Source organism: Pedobacter sp. SG908 (assembly GCF_011759615.1).
Lineage (GTDB): Bacteria > Bacteroidota > Bacteroidia > Sphingobacteriales > Sphingobacteriaceae > Pedobacter > Pedobacter riviphilus.
The window spans coordinates 198,787-218,261 of the sequence record NZ_JAAOYY010000002.1 but is presented as its reverse complement, the minus strand read 5'-3'; the positions used below and the strand labels follow the sequence as shown (position 1 = coordinate 218,261).

Below are 19,475 nucleotides of genomic sequence, written 5' to 3'. Positions count from 1 at the left end.
AGTCGTCAGTCATGAGTCCTTATTAATCGATTATTAGACTCATGACTACTGCCTCAAGACTTAGGACTTATCCCTTCTCTTCCCAGATACTAGCAATGTTAATAATGGTTTGCACGGCTTTTTCCATATCCTGTACGCTTACCCATTCTTGTTTGCTATGAAAGGCATGTTCACCTGCAAAAATATTGGGGCATGGTAAACCCATGTAAGAAAGTCGTGAGCCATCAGTTCCACCACGAATACTTTGCTGCTTGGGCACCACACCAGCTCTTTCAATGGCTTCAATACCATATTGCACAATTTTAGGATGTTGGTCTAAAATCTGTTTCATGTTGCGGTACTGTGCTTTAATATTAAGCTTGTAGGTAGATTTTGGATAGTTAGCCATTACCTTTTTTACGGTTTCTTCCAAAAACTGTCCGTGTGCTGCTAGTTTCTCATCGGTAAAATCTCTGATGATAAACTGAGCTTCTGCTTCTTCTACCTGTCCGTTCATACTCACCGGGTGGATAAACCCTTCTTTTTGATGTGTAGCTTCTGGTGTAAGGGCATCTTTTGGTAATGAATCTAAAATTTCAGCAAGGATCTTAATGGCACTTTCCATCTTTCCCTTTGCGAAACCCGGGTGCGTACTTACGCCATAAATTTTAAGGGTGGCGCCATCGGCAGAAAAGGTTTCATCTTCAATTGAGCCTAGTGTTTCCCCGTCTATGGTATAACCAAAATCGGCACCTAATTTCTTTAAATCTGCCTTGTCTACACCACGGCCTATTTCTTCATCGGGGGTAAAAAGTAGCTTTATAGTTCCATGTTTTACCTCAGGATTTCTCATTAAAAAGGCAGCTGCTTCCATAATTTCTGCTAGTCCCGCCTTATTATCGGCACCCAATAAAGTTGTTCCGCTAGCCGTGATGATATCGTTACCAATTTGCTGCTTTAGGTCTTTGTGTTCAGACAGTTTTATTACAATATTGTTGTCATCTGGCAGAATTAAATCCTGTCCTTGATAATTGTCATGAATAATCGGTTTAACATTTTCGCCGCTACAATCAGGCGAGGTATCCATGTGCGAACAGAAGAAAATTACCGGTAATTGCTTGTGTGTATTTGAGGGGATTGTACCATACACATAACCGTTATCGTCCATTTCTGCATCAGAAACGCCAATTTCCAGCAATTCTTGAACCAATTCTTTGCCTAAGTTTTTTTGTTTTAGGGTTGATGGGCAAGAGGGAGAATTTGGATCTGATTGCGTATCAATCTTCGCATATTTTATAAAACGCTGCGTTAGAGATTTGTTAAAGTTGGTGTATGTGCTCATAATTCAAAGTTAAAAGTTATAGATATTCGATAAACATATTATTTTTGTAAAAAAACGATATGATTTTTAATTTGCTGAGAGCTACGTATATAACCCTTCTGCTTGTTTTTATAGGAAGTTTTTCTTTTGCCCAATCTAATTATTTTAAAATGTCGTACGGTTTTGGTGGAGGAGTAAACAAATCATATACCGATGTGTATAAAGGAAGTTTTGGCTACACCGCCTATGGGGTATTCGATTATTATATTACTCCCTTTGTAACCTTAGGTTTAGAGGGCCAGTATGGCATGGTTCAGGGTGGAGATATTGAAACCGACCCACACAACCGTCAGTTTGTAAATAAATATACGGCCATTACAGCCAATGTAAAATTGATGGTTGGCGAAGTGGTAGACTACAATAAAAGTGAATTTTTATACAACATACGAGGTTTGTATGTAGGTTTGGGCCTTGGGGTAATTAACAATAAGATTACCGATATTGTACGGTATAAGCCAAGCTGGGCTGCGGTGGATCCCGGATATGGCCCTTTCCCCGGAAAAGATAAGAGCCTTAATATGGTGGTACCCTTAAACTTCGGTTTTAACTATTACATCAACGATGGATACGGTTATATGCGATACGTAATCAATATCAATGCGCAATCTAACTTTACTTTTGGCGAAGGACTTGATGGCTATAACGATTCGACTGCCAAATTTAAAAACTACTCGCCCGATGTTTATAATACCTATACCATAGGTTTTAAATACATGTTGGGTAATATCAGATCTTATCGTAAAACACTTTAATAACAGCATTTCATTTCTTAGCTTTAAGGCATGAGAAAACTCTTTGTGTTGTGTTTGCTATCAATGAGGCTAAAAGCTATCGCACAAAAAACACCCTTCGAATTAAGCGGAAAAACCGAAACCGCAACTTATACTGAAGCAATATCTTATTACGAAAACCTGGCTAAAACTTACCCCGAAGCCAAACTATTAACCTACGGGGATACAGATTTTGGAAAACCTTTACACCTATTGGTTTTATCACGAGATCAGGTTTTCGATCCAGCACAGATCAGAAAGCAAAATAAAAGAATCTTATTGATCAATAATGGGATTCATCCAGGCGAACCAGAGGGTATAGATGCATCGATGATGCTGGCCCGCGATCTGCTTAAAGCTGGTAAACTGCCAAAAGATGTGGTGATATGCATCATTCCACTCTACAACATAGATGGCAGTTTTAACCGTAGCGGAACTTCGAGAGCGAACCAGAATGACCCGGTTGCCTATGGTTTTAGGGGAAATGGTAAAAACCTGGATCTGAACCGTGATTTCATTAAAACCGATTCGAAAAATTCAGCAACATTTCAACTTATTTTTAATACCTGGCAACCCGAAATATTTGTAGATACCCATACCAGCAATGGTGCCGATTATCAATATGTGATGACGCTTATCCCGACGCAAAAAGATAAGCTAAACCCAATCCTTTCTGATTATTTAACCAAAACTTTGGTGCCTGATTTATATTCCGGTATGGAAAAACTGGGTTATCCAATGATTCCTTATGTAAACTCAATAGGCGAAACTCCAGAAACCGGGATAACAGGCTTTATCGAATCGCCCCGTTACTCCACTGGTTATACCACGCTGCACAACACCATCGGTTTTATGCCCGAAACTCATATGTTGAAATCGTATGATCTGCGTGTGGATGCCACTTATAAGCTTTTGCAAACCTATATTGAGGTTGTAGAACGAGATGCAAAAATTATTGGAGAGAATAAGCGAAAGGCCGACGGATTTGTAGCTGCGCAAAAAGAATTTCCTTTAGAATGGAAACTGGATAAAACCATGGTAAACGATCTGACCTTTAAAGGTTTCGAGGCAGGACAAAAACCAAGCATGGTAAGCGGCGCTGATCGTTTATATTATGACCGCAATAAACCCTACACCAAAACCATTAAAGAATGGAATAAGTTCGAGCCCGCAGTTTCCGTTCAAAAACCGGTTGCCTACATCATTCCCAAAGCCTGGGAGCGTGTAATTGCCTTGCTTAAACTGAACAATGTTAAAATCAGCGAGCTTAAGGCCAATCAGAAAATTGCGGTAGAAAGTTATTATATCGGCGATTTTAAAACCGGGACTCGCCCGTATGAAGGGCATTACCTGCACTCGGGCGTAAAAGTGAATGCAGTTAAGCAAAACCTGCAATATTATGCAGGTGATTTTGTGATATATGTTAACCAGCCGAGTAACCGGTATATTGTGGAAACATTAGAACCTCAGGCTACTGATTCTTACTTCAACTGGAATTTTTTCGATTCTATTCTGGATATGAAAGAGCATTATTCAGCTTATGTTTTTGAAGATACAGCTACAGAACTGTTAAAAAATAACCCTGAACTAAAAAGTAAACTGGAAGCAAAAAAAGCTTCAGACACCGAATTTGCGAAGAATGCAGCTGCACAACTTGATTTTGTGTATAAAAATTCTGATTATTACGAAAAAACACACAATAGATATCCGGTAGCACGTTTGATTACAGACGTAAAACTTGATTTAAAATAGCCACAATGGAATACTTCAATATCGCACCGGTTGCATCCTTAATTTTCGTTTTTACCATTATTACCAGCCTTTATGCTTTCTATGATCATTCGCTTTATGGAAAGTTTATGCTGCATCCCTTTAGTGTTTCGAAAGGACAGAATGTATATACATTAATTACGAGCGGACTGGTTCATGCCGATTGGATGCACCTATTTTTTAATATGTTTACTTTCTATGCTTTTGCCTTTACGCTGGAAAGATTAATGGGGAGCTGGCAGTTTGGATTACTTTATTTTCTAGGGTTGGTGCTGAGTGATCTACCTACCGTGATTAAACATAAAGATCATTTTAACTACAATAGCCTCGGTGCTTCAGGAGCGATTAGTGCGGTGCTTTTTAGCTATATTCTGTTTAATCCAATGTCTAAAATTTACATCATGTTTATCCCAATCGGGATTCCTGCTGTAGTTTTTGGGATTTTGTATTTAATTTATTGTGCTTATGCTTCCCGCAATTCCAGAGATCATATCAACCACGATGCACACTTTTTCGGCGCCTTAACCGGATTGATTTTTACAATCATTTTTGTTCCTGGTATTTTACAGAACTTTATTGCGATGTTAACTGGAGGGCGATAGTATTCATGATAAAGAATCGTCATTCCTGTGAATACGGGAATCCTAATGAAAAATGCTGTATGTTTTTTCCGCTTTAAGATACCCAGTTAAGCTGGGTATGACGAAATACAGAAGAGATTACCCCGCATTTGGCAAAAAAGGCTTCTCGAAGAAACTCATTGGCTCATCAGGATTTTTAATAATCTCGAATACCACATATCCCCAGGGTTTCCAGAAATTTTCCAGTACCTGTGCATATACCTTATTTTGCCAAACATCGAAAAGCGGTTTGGTCATGTTTCCGCGTAAAGGCATAGCCTCGATATAAGTGGTTCCTTCTACAGGCATAAAAGTATATTCGGGCAGACGGTTAAACAGATAGGCAGAATAATAAAAACGGGCGCTCAGCTCTTCAAACTGTTCGGCGGTTAAAGCTTTTCCTTTTATTTCGTTGATGATATCCTGATGGTAACGTTTATTGGTGCCGTTATCCTGTAAACAGGCGATGATACCAAAATCTTTCATTTTTAAAGAGAAGGTTAAGGTGTTGATCTCATCTCGGAAACTGAATGGTGTTTCTCCGTTTTCTAATTTCACTACCGTGATAGACCATGGCGAAAAATCTTCAAACTCCAGGCTGGTGTAAAGATTCTGCATCATGAAATTCAGATTGGCAAATTTCATCATCAACGATTGCGACATATTTAAACCCTCAGCAGTCATTTCTTTGCGCAAAGCCGAATGCATTTCGATGTAGACAAAGCCATATAAAAACTTGCCTATCCAGTTAAAAAGATCCAGTTCCGGTAATGTAGAAACGGCATCATAACCTTTAGCAAAGGCCGCTTCGATCTTAGCTTCCAGGGGATTTAAAAACTGTTCATTTACCTCGGTGTTTACCGGAATAACCAAAGTGTTATACGAGCGGATAGTCTCATCCAAAAACTGGATCTGCTCTTCGCCGCTTAAACCCGCCTGTTCCAATAACCATTTTGGAATTAAGGGAACCTGCACAACAGGCGAATGAAAGGTTTTGCCACTTAAGAAGCAGATTTTGTATAAAAAATCGAAGTTTTGGAAAGGATTGTATAAGCCAGTATTCATTACTGCAATATTAGCCATTATATTTTTAGGGCTTTGCACCGATAATTTATTTTAACGCAGGGATTACAACCACCTCACCCTGTTAGCGGCGGTAGTGTAGCAATGTCCACCGTTTCCCTCTCCTACAAGAGAGGGATGCACAGGTTTGTGTAAAGCAGTTCCTTAAACAGGGTGAGGTATTTAGTAATTATTATAATAATAGCTTATATCTTCAACCAATTGGTTGTAAATGGGTTTGGTAAATTCTAAAAATAAAGCACTTGGTGGTGGAGGCAATTGTTCCCTCCTTCTGGTAATGGCCAATTGTTGTTTGCTTAGGGCCCTATCATCGCCTTTATAACTGGCCCAGCTATCACGCCAAACATAGGTTCCAGGGAATTTTTGTTGATGCACCAGCTTTTTTGTATTCCAGTCGGTAATGCTCATATCCAATAATCCAGATGATGATATATTCTTTTCAAAAATACTTAAGGTGGCCTTTACAGTACCGTAAACAGGTTTTTTATCTCGGGTTTCACCGATTACTACACTATCGCGTTTTAACTTTTCTACCCTTTCTTTTACATAGGTTTGGCCCACCACAAAATCATCAAAATTTAAGCTCAATACCTGATCGGGAACAATTTTTTGATCGGTAGCCTGGGCCTCGCCATAAAAAATTACAAACTTATTTCTCGAGTAATTTCCAATAAACTGATCGATCTGCTGCTGAAAATAATCGGCGCTTAATTTATACATGCCACTGTTTACTATAATTGGCTGCACCACAACCCTGGTTACTGCTGCCCAATAGGCATCGTTCATTTTAGCCTTAACATCTTTATAATTGGCCTGAAGATTTTGTGTTTTCTCGAACTCGTAATAGGCTTTTTTTGCCGATTGGCGGTTATTTTCTCTTAAATAACCTAGGCCCGAATTATATCGTGCTTCAGCGGCATTATACTTACTATCAGCAAGTTCATTGATGTACTTTGAAGGCTTTGGAACAATGGTTAAACAGGCAGGACAGCTATTAATATCATCGGCCAATTGATTGATTTTTTGATAATCGTACATCACCGATTCCCACCTGAATAAATCGTTAGACATTTTAGCCTCTTCAATTTTTCGCAAATGGTCTTGCAGCGCTAAATCATATGCCGTTTTCAGCACCTCCATGGCTTCGCTATTTTTGGGCGAGTTTTGCAGCCTGCTTACTGCCTTAGCAACCGAAGCATCATAATCACCTTTTTGTAAGGCTTTTTTTCCTGTGGTACATCCCCCAATAATTATTAAGGATAAATAAATAAAATACCGTAATCTTGAATTGTTTTTCATGGCAGTGGTAGTTGCGTTAATAAAACAAAGATAATTTGTAAAGCGATAATTACCTTATTTATTTAGAAGACGATTGATAATGAAAATTAGTTGCAGGCAATTTGAATTAGAATTAAAACATCCTTTTTCGATTTCGAAATTTACCCGTACCAGCACCCCTTTAATGTTATTAAAGATAGAACATGAGGGTGTAATAGGTTATGGTGAGGCCTCTATGGTGCCTTATATGGGCGAGAGCTACGAAAGCGCGACAGCTTTTCTTAACCTTGTAGATTGGGATAAAATCCAATATCCATTCGATTTCAAAGAAATTATTACCTACTTGGATAGCCTAGCATGGGGCCAACCAGCCATTAAAGCGGCTATAGACATTGCCCTTAACGATATTCAGGGGAAACTGTTAAATAAACCTTGTTATGAAATTTACGGTGCAGACCCGGCTAAAATGCCGGTAACTTCTTATACCATTGGGATTGATACGCCCGAGGTCATCCGCGAGAAACTGAAAGATGCCGAGGCTTTTAAAGTGGTCAAAGTTAAACTGGGGAGGGATAACGATCAGGAAATTATCGAAACCATTAGGAGCATGACCAGTGTACCCTTATATGTGGATGCGAACCAGGGTTGGGCAGATAAAATTAAAGCGATTGATTTAATTTATTGGCTGCATAACCAGGGCGTGGTGTTAATCGAGCAGCCTATGGATAAAAATAACCTCGATGGAAACGCCTGGTTAACCGAACGCAGTCCGATTCCTTTATTGGCTGACGAAGCCGTACAGCGTTTAGCCGACATGGACAAACTGAAAGGCGCCTATCATGGCATTAACGTAAAACTGATGAAAAGCTGTGGCATGTACGAAGGGCATCAGATGATTTTGAAAGCCCGTTCTTTTGGGATGAAAGTGCTGATCGGTTGTATGAGCGAAACCAGTTGCGCCACTTTGGCCGCGGCTGCTTTAGCTCCTTTATGTAATTGGGCAGATTTGGATGGGCCATGGCTTACCAAGAATAACCCTTTTACCGATCCCGCTTTCGAAAACGGCAAGTATATTTTAAAAGATCTGCCAGGTTTAGGCTTAACAGGTGTTACTTCTGATCTTTTTCTTTAAAGCTTTTTCTGATGTCTTTGGTAAGTTGATACTTAAAGTAGAACAAACAAGCCGTTGTGCCTACCAAAAAACCAGCTGGAAGATATTTAGCATTGTTATAACACCACACCAATCCGAAAATAGAAAGGATAATGGCTAAGTTGTAGAAGATATTTAAAGCGAATTTTTTACCCACAATAGAAGGATTTGGATTAGACAATTTTGAATGATTAGATTGTTGAATGAGAGAATGAATTTTGAATAAGCGATAATAACTTTACTCATTCAAAATTCACTCATTCTATCATTAGTAAACTGGCATGCTTGGATCAAAAGCTTCTTGCCAAGCTAAAATACCGCCTTTTAAGTTATAAAGATTGTCAAATCCGTATTGTTGTTCCAATTGCATTACTGCTGCTGCGCTTCTTTTTCCACTGCGGCACTGAATAATTACCGGCTTATCTTTCGCAACCTTATCAGCCTCAATTAAAATTCCACCCAAAGGGATATTCTCCCCTTCAAGATTGGAAACCTCGTATTCGAATGTTTCACGAACATCAATCAATTGAAAATCTTCTTTGTTATCGATTTTCTCTTTTAGTTCTTGTACCGATATTTCTTTCATTTTTATTAAATGTATTTATGCAAATATAGGAAAATCAACTTTACGCTCCCCATCAAAAAAATGCCATAAAATTTTGTGCGAAACTGTAACAACTTTAACCCTTAGGCGTTTAATTATAAATAGTTACAAATGGACAAACTGAACCGTTTCTTTTGGTTTTGCTCTGGCGCTCACATCCCGACACTGGAAAAGTATCCTTCAGAACAAAATAAATATACTGGCATTGGTGCCACCATCTTTTTTACAGGCTTATTTGCAGCCCTTTCTGGGGGGTATGCCATGTATTTTGTGTTTAAGGGAGATGATCTGGCGGTAATTTTTGCCATTGTTTTCGGCTTTTTATGGGGCGCGGCCATCTTTAATATGGACCGCTATATCGTATCGAGCATTAACAAAAGTGCCAGTACCAATAAACAATTATTACAGGCTACGCCGCGTATTCTGTTGGCCATTATGATCGGTATGGTAATTTCGAGACCGATAGAGCTTAAAATTTTCGATAAAGAAATTAAAGAACGCCTAAAGGTGAGTTACCTAAATGGCCAGCGTGCTAAAATTGATACCCTGAACAAAGCCTTCGAGAAAAAATACCAGGTAGAATTTGGCAGGTTAAATCAACAGAAAGCCACACGGGATTCGCTTGAAAAAGGAATTAAAGCAGATAGACAGAAGCTTAATTTCGAGATTTTCGGAAACAAAACCACCGAAACATCGGGTGTAATGGGTTATGGGCCATATGCCAAACGCAAGGAAGCCGAAATTGCACAACGCACAGCAGAATTAGACTCGCTAAAAGGTAGTATCAATAAATCAGAAGCTTTTGTAGATAAGCGCAAAGAATTTGATGGCCTGTTTACCGAAAAGCTGTACACTAAGAAACAGTTAGACAGTTTATCGGATATTGCTGGTTTTGCCGATCGCAACTGGGCATTGGGGCAACTTAAATTTAATGTAGATGGCACTCGGGATAACAATACGGCAATTGCGGTTACTTTTATCGGGCTGCTGTTTATCTTTTTTGAATGTTTACCTGTGTTTGTAAAATTGATGAGTGCACGCGGACCTTATGACTATGCTATAGCGGATGGAGATGAGGTATCGATATATCATTCGAAAAAGGATAAGGATTTCCATTTTGAAGTGGCCGATAATATTCACGAAACGAGAGTCGATTCCGAGTCGTCAAAGAAGAAAGAAATTATAAAAGGCAAAGCTTACCGCGACCTCGAAAAACACGATTGGGACAGTGAGGGATAAGAAGAAGTGTAAAAGAGAAGATGGAGTAAATGGTCAGATGGTTCACAGATCAGGGCTTAAGCACTTAAACCAATAGCCATCCTACATTTTACACAATTACATCTTACATTTTTCCTAAATTGCCCTTATAATCCCGATTTTATGAAGAAATTTTTAGGTGCAGTAGCATTTGGTCTACTATCGTTTCAGGCTTTTGCCCAAAATGAGATCAGTTATACGGTTTCCTTTCCAAATGCTATCCATCATGAAGCTGAAATCAGCATGTTTATCCCCAATGTTCCAGCAGGTACCTTAAAGGTTAGAATGAGCAGGTCTTCTCCAGGTAGGTATGCTACACATGAGTTTGGAAAAAATGTGTATCACCTGAAAGCATTCGATGCATCAGGAAAACAGTTGGCCATTAAACAATCTGCCGGAGATGTTTATGAAATCCCTAGCCACGGCAGCAGTGTAAAAGTAGCTTATACGCTTTTTGGAAATTGGATTGACGGAACCTACGCCGGTTTCGACGAAACACATGCACACATGAATATTCCGGCAACTTTTGCTTTTCCGGTAGGTATGGATAACAGACCACGATTGGTGAAATTCAATTATGCCGAAAAACCGGACTGGAAAGTGGCCACACAGCTTAAGCCAATGGCCAATGGTGCCTATTTTGCGCCAAATCTTCAATATTTTATGGATAGTCCTACCGAAATTGCCAATTATAAAACGGCAAGCTGGCAGGTTAAAAATACCGATGGTAAGGTTCAGACCATCCATTTAATTACGCATGCTAACGATGATCAGAAAACCATCGATAATTATGCGGAGATGCTTAAAAAAATGGTTGATGAGCATTTTGCCGTTTGGGGCGAATTCCCCACGTACGATTATGGTAATTATTATTTTCTGGATGACGTATATCCGGAGAACGCAGGCGACGGAATGGAGCACAGAAACTCTACCTCTATTGTACAACGTACGCCTAAAATAGAGGGTTATGAGTCTAGCCTCCTGGGTACTTTTTCGCACGAATATTTCCATAGTTGGAATGTAGAGCGTTTAAGGCCAAAAACCTTAGAACCCTTCAATTTTGAACATGCCAATATGAGTGATGAACTTTGGCTGGCTGAAGGCTTTACCCAATATTATGGCAATCTGCTATTAACCAGGGCTGGTTTAAAAACTACCGACAATGCCATACAGACTTTTAACGGACTGGTAAATACTGTTTTACGCTCGCCAGGTGCAAAAAACTTTTCGCCTATTGAGGCCAGTAGATATGCTGTGTTTGCCGATGCTGGTGTGGCTATCGATCAGACCAATAAAGATAATATTTTCACCTCTTATTATATCTATGGCGCTGCAACAGCTTTAGCTTTAGATCTTCGTTTAAGAACTGAATTTAAACTCAGCCTTGATGATTATATGCGTGCGCTTTGGAAAGCTTACGGCAAGCCAGAAATAGCCTATACTGTTCCTGATTTAGAGAAAACCCTCGCAATGCTGACTAAAGGTCCCGCTTTTGCTGCCGATTTCTTTAAAAAATATATTTACGGTACCGAAAAGAACGATTATGCCAAACTACTTTTAAATGCAGGCCTTGTTCTGCGTAAAGCAAATCCTGGTAAAGCTTTTGCTGGCTTTGGCAAAATTAACCTTTTGGATGGGAAACTGATTTTAGGGCAAACGCTGATGGGTACGCCAGCCTATCTGGCGGGCTTAGATGTTAATAATGTATTGCTAACCATAGATGGTGTAGCATTAAAAGATATAGCTGAGGTTACTGCCGTTACTGATGCCCACAAACCCGGCGATGTGCTGAAGGTTACTTATCTTTACCGTGGAGCACAGAAAACCGCTCAATTAACCTTGATAGAAGATCCAGCTTTAGAAATTGTTCCCATTGAAAAAACAGGGGAGAATTTAACACCGGCCATGCAGACTTTTAGAGATAAATGGCTAACATCGCAGGTAAAATCTAAATAACATTAAAATACTTATTATATGAAGAAAATATTCTTTTTAACCCTTGTCGGGATGGCAAGCATGCAGCTTAAAGCGCAAAACATAGATAAAATCATTACCCGTGAATACACCGATCACCTGATTAAAACCTTAAGTGCTGATGATATGCAGGGGCGGGCAACCTTTACGCCGGGTATTGATAAAGCAGCTACGTTTATCGAATCTGAATTTAAGAAAATCGGCTTACAGCCACTAGCTGGAGAGAAAACTTTCCGTCAAACCTTTAACAAATACCAGGTTACCAATCAAAGTACAAGCGTTAAAATAGATGGACAGGAAGTTGCCCCAGAAAATTTAATCGTTTCGGGTGTAACTTCAGAAAGTGTTACGCTCGATAAGTCGAACACCACTGTTGTTAAATTAGATCCTGAAAAGGCATTCGTGCCCCAGCTAAGGGCAATGATGGGTGCCGGAAAAAACCAGATTGTTTTGGTTGACAGTAAATTTACCGATCTGTTTAACCGCTATAGAAGTTACTTCGGTAAACCGGCAACCGTTGATGAGAAAGACATTAAAGCAACTACTAGCGCTGTGCAGGTTTTTGTTTTGGGTAAAGATGCTGCAACAGATTTTTCGGCAACATTTAAAAGCAAGGTAGATAAAATGCCTTTATTTAATGTGGCAGGTGTAATTCCAGGCAAATCAAAAGCGAAAGAAATTGTGGTTTTCTCTGGCCATTACGATCATTTAGGCTTTTTAAAAAGTGTTGATGGCGATAGCATAGCCAATGGTGCAGATGATGATGCTTCGGGTACAACCGCTATGATTGCACTGGCTAAGTATTATAAAGCGCAGAAAAACAACGCACGTACTTTAATCTTTGTTGCATTTACTGCAGAAGAAATCGGTGGTTTCGGTGCAAAATATTTCTCTGAAAAACTAAATCCTGATGATGTAGTAGCCATGTTTAATATCGAAATGATTGGTAAGGATTCGAAATTTGGCAAGAATACCGCATTTATTACAGGTTATGAAAGATCTGATTTTGGGAAGATTTTGCAGAAAAATTTAGCCGGGACTGAATTTACTTTCCATCCAGATCCATACCCAGATCAAAACTTATTTTATAGAAGTGATAATGCAACTTTAGCTGCTTTGGGCGTTCCGGCACACACCATTAGTACCGATAAAATTGATATCGATAAATTGTACCACAGTGTGAAAGACGAATACAGTTCTTTAGACGTAGAAAATATCCTTTCTACCATCAAAGCAATCGCAAAGAGTGCAATTACCATTGTAAACGGAACGGATACACCAACGAGGATTCCGAAGTTGAAGAAATAAAAACGGTTAAACAAACCTTGCAGGTTTTTAAATGGCGTAAGCCCTCAACGAGGCAATTTAAAAACAACTTTAAGCCTGAATTAACCTGCAAGGTTTGCTAAAGAAAGGCTGTGCTAATTTGCCTTTCTTTTACTGATATCACAAAGCATATCTGAATGTATATTCAGGCCAATGTTTGTGATATTGGATAAATGTTCGCTTGCCACGAGAAAAACGATTTCGCAGATTTCCCTTTCAGAATAGTATGTTGCCATTTTTGAAAAGGTTTCGGGATTTACTTTCTTATCCTTTGCAAGTTCAGTTACATAATCTAGAGCAGCTCTTTCTGCATCGCTGAATTGCGGATTTGTTTTATACTCCCCTAAGGCGTCAAATTTGGCTTCATTCATGGCTTCTTTAATAGCAATAAACCTGCCGGTGTCTATACAGAATTCGCAGATGTTAATATGGGCTACCCGCTGTCTGATCAGTAATCGCAATTCTTTTGATAATTTCAGCTTTTTATCCAATTGATATATTTTTCCGCCTAACATGCCGAAAGCTGCCGGTAGTCTTGCCGAAAACACTTTTACGGGGGTTATTACTTTGCCAAGCTGCCTCCGGGTAAGGAAATATACAATTCTCATCATCAATCCTTTTGGATTTTCGATCGGTTGAAGAAATGGTTGTGTAATGTTCATATCTGTTTTTTTTAGTATTTACAGTATAAAACAATCAGCCCTTCAGTTATGTGACAACGAATTTAAAATCGTTATCGAAATGCGTAAGTTTATCAGGATTTATAACTGCAAAAACCTGGGAGATTTTATTTTCCTGGAGCGATAATACCTGTACGCAGATTATTTCTCCATTGATATAAATGACGATAGCCGGTTGAGATAAAATTTCGGTAAAAGAAAATGTTGGTGAGTAGTTTTTGTTGCTGAAAAGTTTTACCATAAACTGTGCAACTGCTTGTTTTCCGAAAATTGGTTTTGCTATTGCCGGGGCTTTGCCGCCGCCATCGCCGATAATAGAAATATTATCGTTAAAAATAGCAATCAATTCTTCTATCTCTCCATTACTGATAAGAGAAACAAATTTTTTGGCTACCGCGATTGATGTAGCATCTGAAATAGAATTGTGTTTGAGGTTTGCGACTTTTTCTTTTGCCCTCTTGAAAAGCTGCCTGGAATTGGCTGATGAAATATTTATTGCTTCTGCAATTTCTTTATGATCAAAATCAAATGCTTCCCTTAATACAAAAACTGCCCTTTCGGTTAGCGAAAGTTGTTCCAATAAAAAAATCAGCTCGTAACAGAGCGAATTATGTTCTTCAAATTTAGAATGGTGGATGGTTTGTTCCCGGCCCGATACAATTGGCTCAGGCAGCCAAGATCCGGTATATGCTAATCGCTGCTCTCTTTTTTTTAAGTTTAAACAATGATTTATGGTCGTTCTAATGACATAATTTCTTTTGTCTGCAACAATTTCAGCAATTGGGCTTTCTAAAAATTTTAAGTTAATATCCTGAACTACGTCTTTTGACGTTTCATAATCACCTGTCATATCATAGGCTATTGAAAATATCAATTTATCAAAGCTCATTCTAAATACAGTTGTTAAAGTTAGATGTGTTAGTGTAACCTAACACATCTAACTTCGTTATTATTATTTACTCAAATACATCGATTTATCTTTGTAAAGCTTGCGGAAGTATGGATCTTCTAAATCTTTGATGAAACGGATGGCCTCACCTGTAGATTTCATTTCAGGTCCTAATTCTTTCGCTACCTCCGGGAATTTCTCGTAAGAGAAAACCGGTTCTTTAATGGCATAACCTTTAAGTTTACGAACGATCGTAAAATCTTTCAGCTTCGCTACACCCAGCATAATTTTAGCTGCGATATTAATGTATGGAACATCGTAAGCTTTTGCAATGAAAGGAACCGTACGGGATGCCCTAGGGTTCGCCTCGATTACATAAACTTTCTCATCCTTAATGGCGAACTGAATGTTTAATAAACCACGTACATCTAATGCTTTAGCAATTTTGATCGAGTACTCTTCCATTGCTTTAGTTACCGTTTCTGATAAGCTGAATGTAGGCAATACGGCAAATGAATCTCCTGAATGGATACCTGCCGGCTCGATGTGTTCCATCATGCCTACAATGTGCACATCCTCACCATCAGAAATCGAATCAGATTCGGCCTCTTCTGCCCTATCTAAAAAGTGATCGATCAATACACGGTTGCCCGGTAAATCGCCCAATAATTTTACTACTGCTTTTTCCAGGTCTTCATCGTTAATTACAATGCTCATGCCCTGTCCACCCAATACATAACTCGGACGAACCAACACTGGGTAACCTACTTCGTTTGCTACAACAATTGCTTCTTCGGCATTTTCTGCAACACCATATTTTGGATAAGGAATATCTAAATCTTTCAGTAAGTCTGAGAAACGGCCGCGGTCTTCGGCAATGTCCATGTTCTCGAAAGATGTTCCGATAATTTTGATGCCTTTTTCGGTTAGTTTTTCAGCCATTTTCAAGGCTGTTTGTCCACCCAGCTGAACAATTACACCTTCAGGTTTTTCTAAATCGATAATTTCGCGAACATGTTCCCAGAAAACCGGCTCGAAATATAATTTATCGGCCATGTTAAAGTCTGTTGAAACCGTTTCAGGATTACAGTTAATCATGATGGCTTCGAAACCTGATTCTTTGGCGGCCAATAAGCCGTGTACGCAAGAGTAATCGAATTCGATGCCCTGGCCAATACGGTTAGGGCCTGAACCCAATACAATTACCTTTTTCCTGTCGGATGGAACAGATTCATTTTCCTCTTCGAAAGTAGAGTAATAGTATGGCGTTTTTGCCGGGAACTCCGCAGCGCAGGTATCAACCATTTTATATACCCTGTTTATGCCTAAAGCTTTACGGCGATCGTAAACTTCATCTTCAGTAACATTGCCTAACAACCAGGCAATCTGGATATCAGAGAAGCCTTTTTGTTTAAGGGTTACGAAGAAATCCTGAGGGATATTGTTTAAAGAGTATCTTTTCAATTCAGTTTCAAGCAATACAAGCTCCTGAATCTGGTTTAAGAACCATTTGTCAATTTTGGTTACCTTACGGATCGACTCCAAAGGTACACCCATTGCCATGGCATCTTTTATTAAGAATAAACGGTTCCACGAAGCATGCTCCAAACCGTCCATAATCTCTTCTATATTGCGCACCTGTCTGCCATCTGCGCCTAGGCCAGCGCGGTTGATCTCTAAACTCTGACAAGCTTTTTGTAATGCTTCGATAAAAGTACGGCCAATTGCCATTACCTCACCAACCGATTTCATCTGCAGGCCAAGCTCTTTGTTCGCGCCTTTAAATTTATCGAAGTTCCAGCGAGGTACTTTAACAATTACATAATCTAAAGTAGGTTCGAAATATGCTGAAGTGGTTTTGGTAATCTGATTTTCAATTTCATCCAGGTTGTAACCGATGGCCAGTTTAGCCGCAATTTTTGCAATTGGATAACCGGTTGCTTTACTTGCCAAAGCTGATGAACGTGACACACGCGGGTTAATTTCGATGGCGATAATTTCATCGTCTACCGGGTTAACCGAAAACTGAACGTTACAACCACCGGCGAAGTTGCCGATTGCACGCATCATTTTGATCGCCTGGTTACGCATTTCCTGGTAACAACGATCAGATAGGGTCATTGCTGGGGCAACAGTGATCGAGTCTCCTGTGTGGATACCCATCGGATCGAAGTTTTCGATCGAACAGATGATGATTACGTTATCATTGCTATCTCTCAACAACTCTAACTCGTATTCTTTCCAGCCTAAAACCGCTTTCTCTACCAAAACTTCGTGGGTTGGCGAAGCTTCTAAGCCACGCTTTAAAGCGGCATCGAATTCTTCTTTTTTGTGTACGAAACCACCACCAGAGCCACCTAAAGTATATGAAGGGCGGATTACCAATGGGTAACCAATTTCTTGTGCAGCTTCTTTACCTTCTAAAAATGAGTTGGCAATTCTCGATTCTGCAACACCTACACCTATATCAACCATTAATTGGCGGAAAGCTTCACGGTTTTCGGTTTTTTCAATTGCAGCAACGTCTACACCAACCACTTTTACACCGTATTTTTCCCAAACACCACGCTCTTCAGCTTCTTTACATAGGTTTAGTGCGGTTTGGCCTCCCATTGTAGGAAGTACAGCATCAATTCTAGGTAAATCTGCAGAGTCGATATGCTCTTGTAAAATAGCCTCTATTGAATCAACAGTTAGCGGGCGCAGGTAAACATGGTCGCCGATAACCTTGTCCGTCATAATAGTAGCCGGATTGGAGTTGATGATGGAAACGGTAATCCCTTCTTCTTTTAAAGAAAGTGCCGCTTGCGAACCCGAGTAATCAAATTCACAGGCTTGGCCAATAATAATTGGTCCAGATCCGATAATCAGTACTGAGCGGATGGAAGTGTCTTTAGGCATGATAAAGCTTAAACAATAATTAAAATTCTAAAGTGTTGAACCCGAAGGTGAAGAAGCAAGAAGGTTTTTTGCTTTTAGAAGGAAAATCCCAACTGTTCTGTCGGGATGCAAAGATACATCTTTAGCCCGATTTTGGGGCGTTTTTTTTAAAATAAAAAAGAGCACGATTTAGGCGCTCTTTTTAGATTTTTCTTCTGAGAAATAAGCTACTGTTGTAATTTAATTTCGCCTAAATCTGTAGTCGCGCTATCTTTTACGGCAACCTTTTCTATTACGGCATCTTTATATGGTGCATTGGCTTTTACCACAACGGTATAAACGCCTTCTTTAAGGTTAGTAAAAGTAAAAACACCTTGATTAATCTGCGCTTTTAGCGTGTCTGTCGCAGCTACAAGTGAAACAGCAGAAGCCGCATCGCCTGGTGTAATTTTCCCTATTATTCCCCCTAGTTTAATATTTGTAAAGGCAATAGAACCTAAAGCAAACACAATAAGAAGGGATAATACAACACATAACTTTTTCATAGTATAACGTTTTAGTTGTTGATGTCTTAAATAAGTAACAGCATTTAGTACAAATAGTTTTAAATAATGAACACTATTTTTCTGATTGTACTATAAATTATACACGGATGTAAAAATTAAATGTACGATTTTATTGTAAATGTTAATTATTGTTAAAAGAATTTCGTAAAAGTGGTGCTGTGAGTCAGAATTAAGTCACGAAGTTGTGATGATCGAAATATTGGCAATAATGTTGTAATAAGCAGAACATATATGCGTTTTGTATATACTTTAGACAATGATCTAAAGCTTCCTCCGCGGATTAGTTACCCGCCATGAGGATTTCTTCATAAATAGTTTGTTTGGTTTATTATCCGGTTAGAGGAGCCCTCCTCAACCGGATTTTTTCTTTTAAGGCTTTTTCTTTTACATTTGACAGTATTCAAGAAAACGTATCGTGAATAAAAATATTAAAAAGATTGCTATTGTTGGTCCGGAAAGTACGGGAAAATCTACTATATCTCAATTGCTGGCAAAATACTATAAAGTTTCGTGGGTGCCAGAGTATGCCCGTTACTATTGCGAAAACCTGGTTGCCGATTATACCCTACAAGATGAAGTGAATATGTACTATGGTCAGGTCGCTTTAGAGGATGCAGTTTTAGTAACCACCGGAAGCGATTTTATTATTTGCGATACCACTTTTATTACCGTAAAGATATGGAGCGATGAAGTGCTTGGCGAAACACCAGAGATTGTGTTAGATGCCTTGCCGAAACGGCCGTACGATCTGTACTTGTTGATGGATATCGATTTACCATGGCAGGACGATCCGCTGCGCGATTTTCCGGAGAAACGAGAGTATTTTATGGAGGTTTGGCATAAAGAACTCCGCACCTTAAATGCGAATTACAAAGTAATTGGCGGTTTGGGCGATGAAAGGGTAGCGAATGCAATTAAGGCTATTGATGATTTTTTGACCCTGTAATTCAGGAATAAGGAAAAGTGGCATTCTTTCATTAAATTAAGTTTTTTTGGTTTGGAGACGATTGTTAGTAGCTTTTGGCAACCGGCGGGTTTAATTAACAGCGGTTTGCTTCAGGGCGCCAAATTTTGTCAAATAAACCCGATTGTCGGGAAGCGCTTCCGATCCTTCATCGGAACTCGTACCAGAAAGCGGGGCTGAAAAAGCCAAAAGCATAGAACCGCTCATTTCCAACTAATAATAAAATGTTTTTCTTTTTAGGAAATGAAAGGTTAGTATTTCATAGGTGCTGTAGCCCTGCCATCCGCTTTACTTCGTTGCACTC

General features: G+C 39.3%; 17 protein-coding genes. 8 read left to right on the top strand and 9 right to left on the bottom strand.

The annotated features are described in order from the left end of the window. Window positions 1–67: 67 nt before the first annotated feature. On the bottom strand, window positions 68–1,321 hold the full coding sequence (pepT, locus tag FHT21_RS15920) for a peptidase T (RefSeq protein WP_167295762.1): 1,254 nt from the start codon (window positions 1,319–1,321) through the stop codon (window positions 68–70). 149 nt (window positions 1,322–1,470) lie between these two features. Here pepT and FHT21_RS15915 point away from each other — a divergent pair, with 149 nt between their 5' ends. The 3 genes from FHT21_RS15915 to FHT21_RS15905 are packed head-to-tail and all read left to right on the top strand — an operon-like array spanning window position 1,471 to window position 4,502. After that, window positions 1,471–2,112, top strand: coding sequence for a hypothetical protein (locus tag FHT21_RS15915; RefSeq protein ID WP_243854037.1), 642 nt, complete (start codon window positions 1,471–1,473; stop codon window positions 2,110–2,112). A 30-nt stretch (window positions 2,113–2,142) separates the two neighbouring features. Next, window positions 2,143–3,882, top strand: a complete 1,740-nt coding sequence (locus FHT21_RS15910) for a M14 family zinc carboxypeptidase (protein ID WP_167295761.1) — start codon at window positions 2,143–2,145, stop codon at window positions 3,880–3,882. A 5-nt stretch (window positions 3,883–3,887) separates the two neighbouring features. Further along, window positions 3,888–4,502: a rhomboid family intramembrane serine protease gene (locus FHT21_RS15905; RefSeq protein ID WP_190326933.1), complete on the top strand. Its 615-nt coding sequence runs from the start codon at window positions 3,888–3,890 to the stop codon at window positions 4,500–4,502. Window positions 4,503–4,619: 117 nt separating this feature from the next. On the opposite strand, the gene FHT21_RS15900 is transcribed toward FHT21_RS15905, so the two are convergent. Together FHT21_RS15900 and FHT21_RS15895 are read right to left on the bottom strand one after the other, a co-directional pair. Then, a complete protein-coding gene (locus tag FHT21_RS15900) occupies window positions 4,620–5,603 on the bottom strand; it encodes a hypothetical protein (protein ID WP_167295760.1) in 984 nt (327 codons plus the stop codon). A gap of 162 nt (window positions 5,604–5,765) precedes the next feature. Next, the gene (locus FHT21_RS15895; RefSeq protein ID WP_167295759.1) at window positions 5,766–6,902 is read right to left on the bottom strand and encodes a hypothetical protein; all 1,137 of its coding nucleotides are present in this window, start codon (window positions 6,900–6,902) and stop codon (window positions 5,766–5,768) included. A gap of 79 nt (window positions 6,903–6,981) precedes the next feature. On the opposite strand from FHT21_RS15895, the gene FHT21_RS15890 reads away from it, so the two are divergent. After that, window positions 6,982–8,013, top strand: coding sequence for a dipeptide epimerase (locus tag FHT21_RS15890; RefSeq protein WP_167295758.1), 1,032 nt, complete (start codon window positions 6,982–6,984; stop codon window positions 8,011–8,013). Here the strand turns inward: FHT21_RS15890 and FHT21_RS15885 are convergent. Next, on the bottom strand, window positions 7,991–8,212 hold the full coding sequence (locus FHT21_RS15885) for a DUF6358 family protein (protein WP_208398971.1): 222 nt from the start codon (window positions 8,210–8,212) through the stop codon (window positions 7,991–7,993). The genes FHT21_RS15890 and FHT21_RS15885 overlap by 23 nt on opposite strands. A gap of 87 nt (window positions 8,213–8,299) precedes the next feature. Continuing rightward, entirely contained in the window at window positions 8,300–8,617 is a 318-nt protein-coding gene (locus FHT21_RS15880; RefSeq protein ID WP_029277953.1) for a rhodanese-like domain-containing protein, read from the bottom strand. Window positions 8,618–8,746: 129 nt separating this feature from the next. Here FHT21_RS15880 and FHT21_RS15875 point away from each other — a divergent pair, with 129 nt between their 5' ends. The 3 genes from FHT21_RS15875 (at window position 8,747) to FHT21_RS15865 (ending at window position 13,174) form a co-directional block, all read left to right on the top strand. Then, window positions 8,747–9,874, top strand: coding sequence for a DUF4407 domain-containing protein (locus FHT21_RS15875; protein ID WP_167295757.1), 1,128 nt, complete (start codon window positions 8,747–8,749; stop codon window positions 9,872–9,874). Between the two features lie 141 nt (window positions 9,875–10,015). Then, window positions 10,016–11,848, top strand: coding sequence for a PDZ domain-containing protein (locus FHT21_RS15870; protein ID WP_167295756.1), 1,833 nt, complete (start codon window positions 10,016–10,018; stop codon window positions 11,846–11,848). A gap of 18 nt (window positions 11,849–11,866) precedes the next feature. Beyond that, a complete protein-coding gene (locus FHT21_RS15865; RefSeq protein ID WP_167295755.1) occupies window positions 11,867–13,174 on the top strand; it encodes a M20/M25/M40 family metallo-hydrolase in 1,308 nt (435 codons plus the stop codon). 113 nt (window positions 13,175–13,287) lie between these two features. On the opposite strand, the gene FHT21_RS15860 is transcribed toward FHT21_RS15865, so the two are convergent. From FHT21_RS15860 to FHT21_RS15845, 4 genes are all read right to left on the bottom strand, one after another. Next, the gene (locus tag FHT21_RS15860; protein WP_208398970.1) at window positions 13,288–13,854 is read right to left on the bottom strand and encodes a carboxymuconolactone decarboxylase family protein; all 567 of its coding nucleotides are present in this window, start codon (window positions 13,852–13,854) and stop codon (window positions 13,288–13,290) included. Window positions 13,855–13,900: 46 nt separating this feature from the next. Next, window positions 13,901–14,761: a sigma-70 family RNA polymerase sigma factor gene (locus FHT21_RS15855; RefSeq protein ID WP_167295754.1), complete on the bottom strand. Its 861-nt coding sequence runs from the start codon at window positions 14,759–14,761 to the stop codon at window positions 13,901–13,903. A gap of 63 nt (window positions 14,762–14,824) precedes the next feature. Beyond that, a complete protein-coding gene (carB, locus tag FHT21_RS15850; RefSeq protein WP_167295753.1) occupies window positions 14,825–17,662 on the bottom strand; it encodes a carbamoyl-phosphate synthase large subunit in 2,838 nt (945 codons plus the stop codon). A gap of 206 nt (window positions 17,663–17,868) precedes the next feature. Further along, window positions 17,869–18,186 carry a carboxypeptidase regulatory-like domain-containing protein gene (locus FHT21_RS15845; protein ID WP_131526389.1) on the bottom strand — a complete coding sequence of 106 codons (318 nt, stop codon included), beginning with the start codon at window positions 18,184–18,186 and terminating at the stop codon, window positions 17,869–17,871. Between the two features lie 436 nt (window positions 18,187–18,622). Here FHT21_RS15845 and FHT21_RS15840 point away from each other — a divergent pair, with 436 nt between their 5' ends. After that, on the top strand, window positions 18,623–19,153 hold the full coding sequence (locus FHT21_RS15840) for an ATP-binding protein (RefSeq protein ID WP_167295752.1): 531 nt from the start codon (window positions 18,623–18,625) through the stop codon (window positions 19,151–19,153). Window positions 19,154–19,475: the final 322 nt, after the last annotated feature.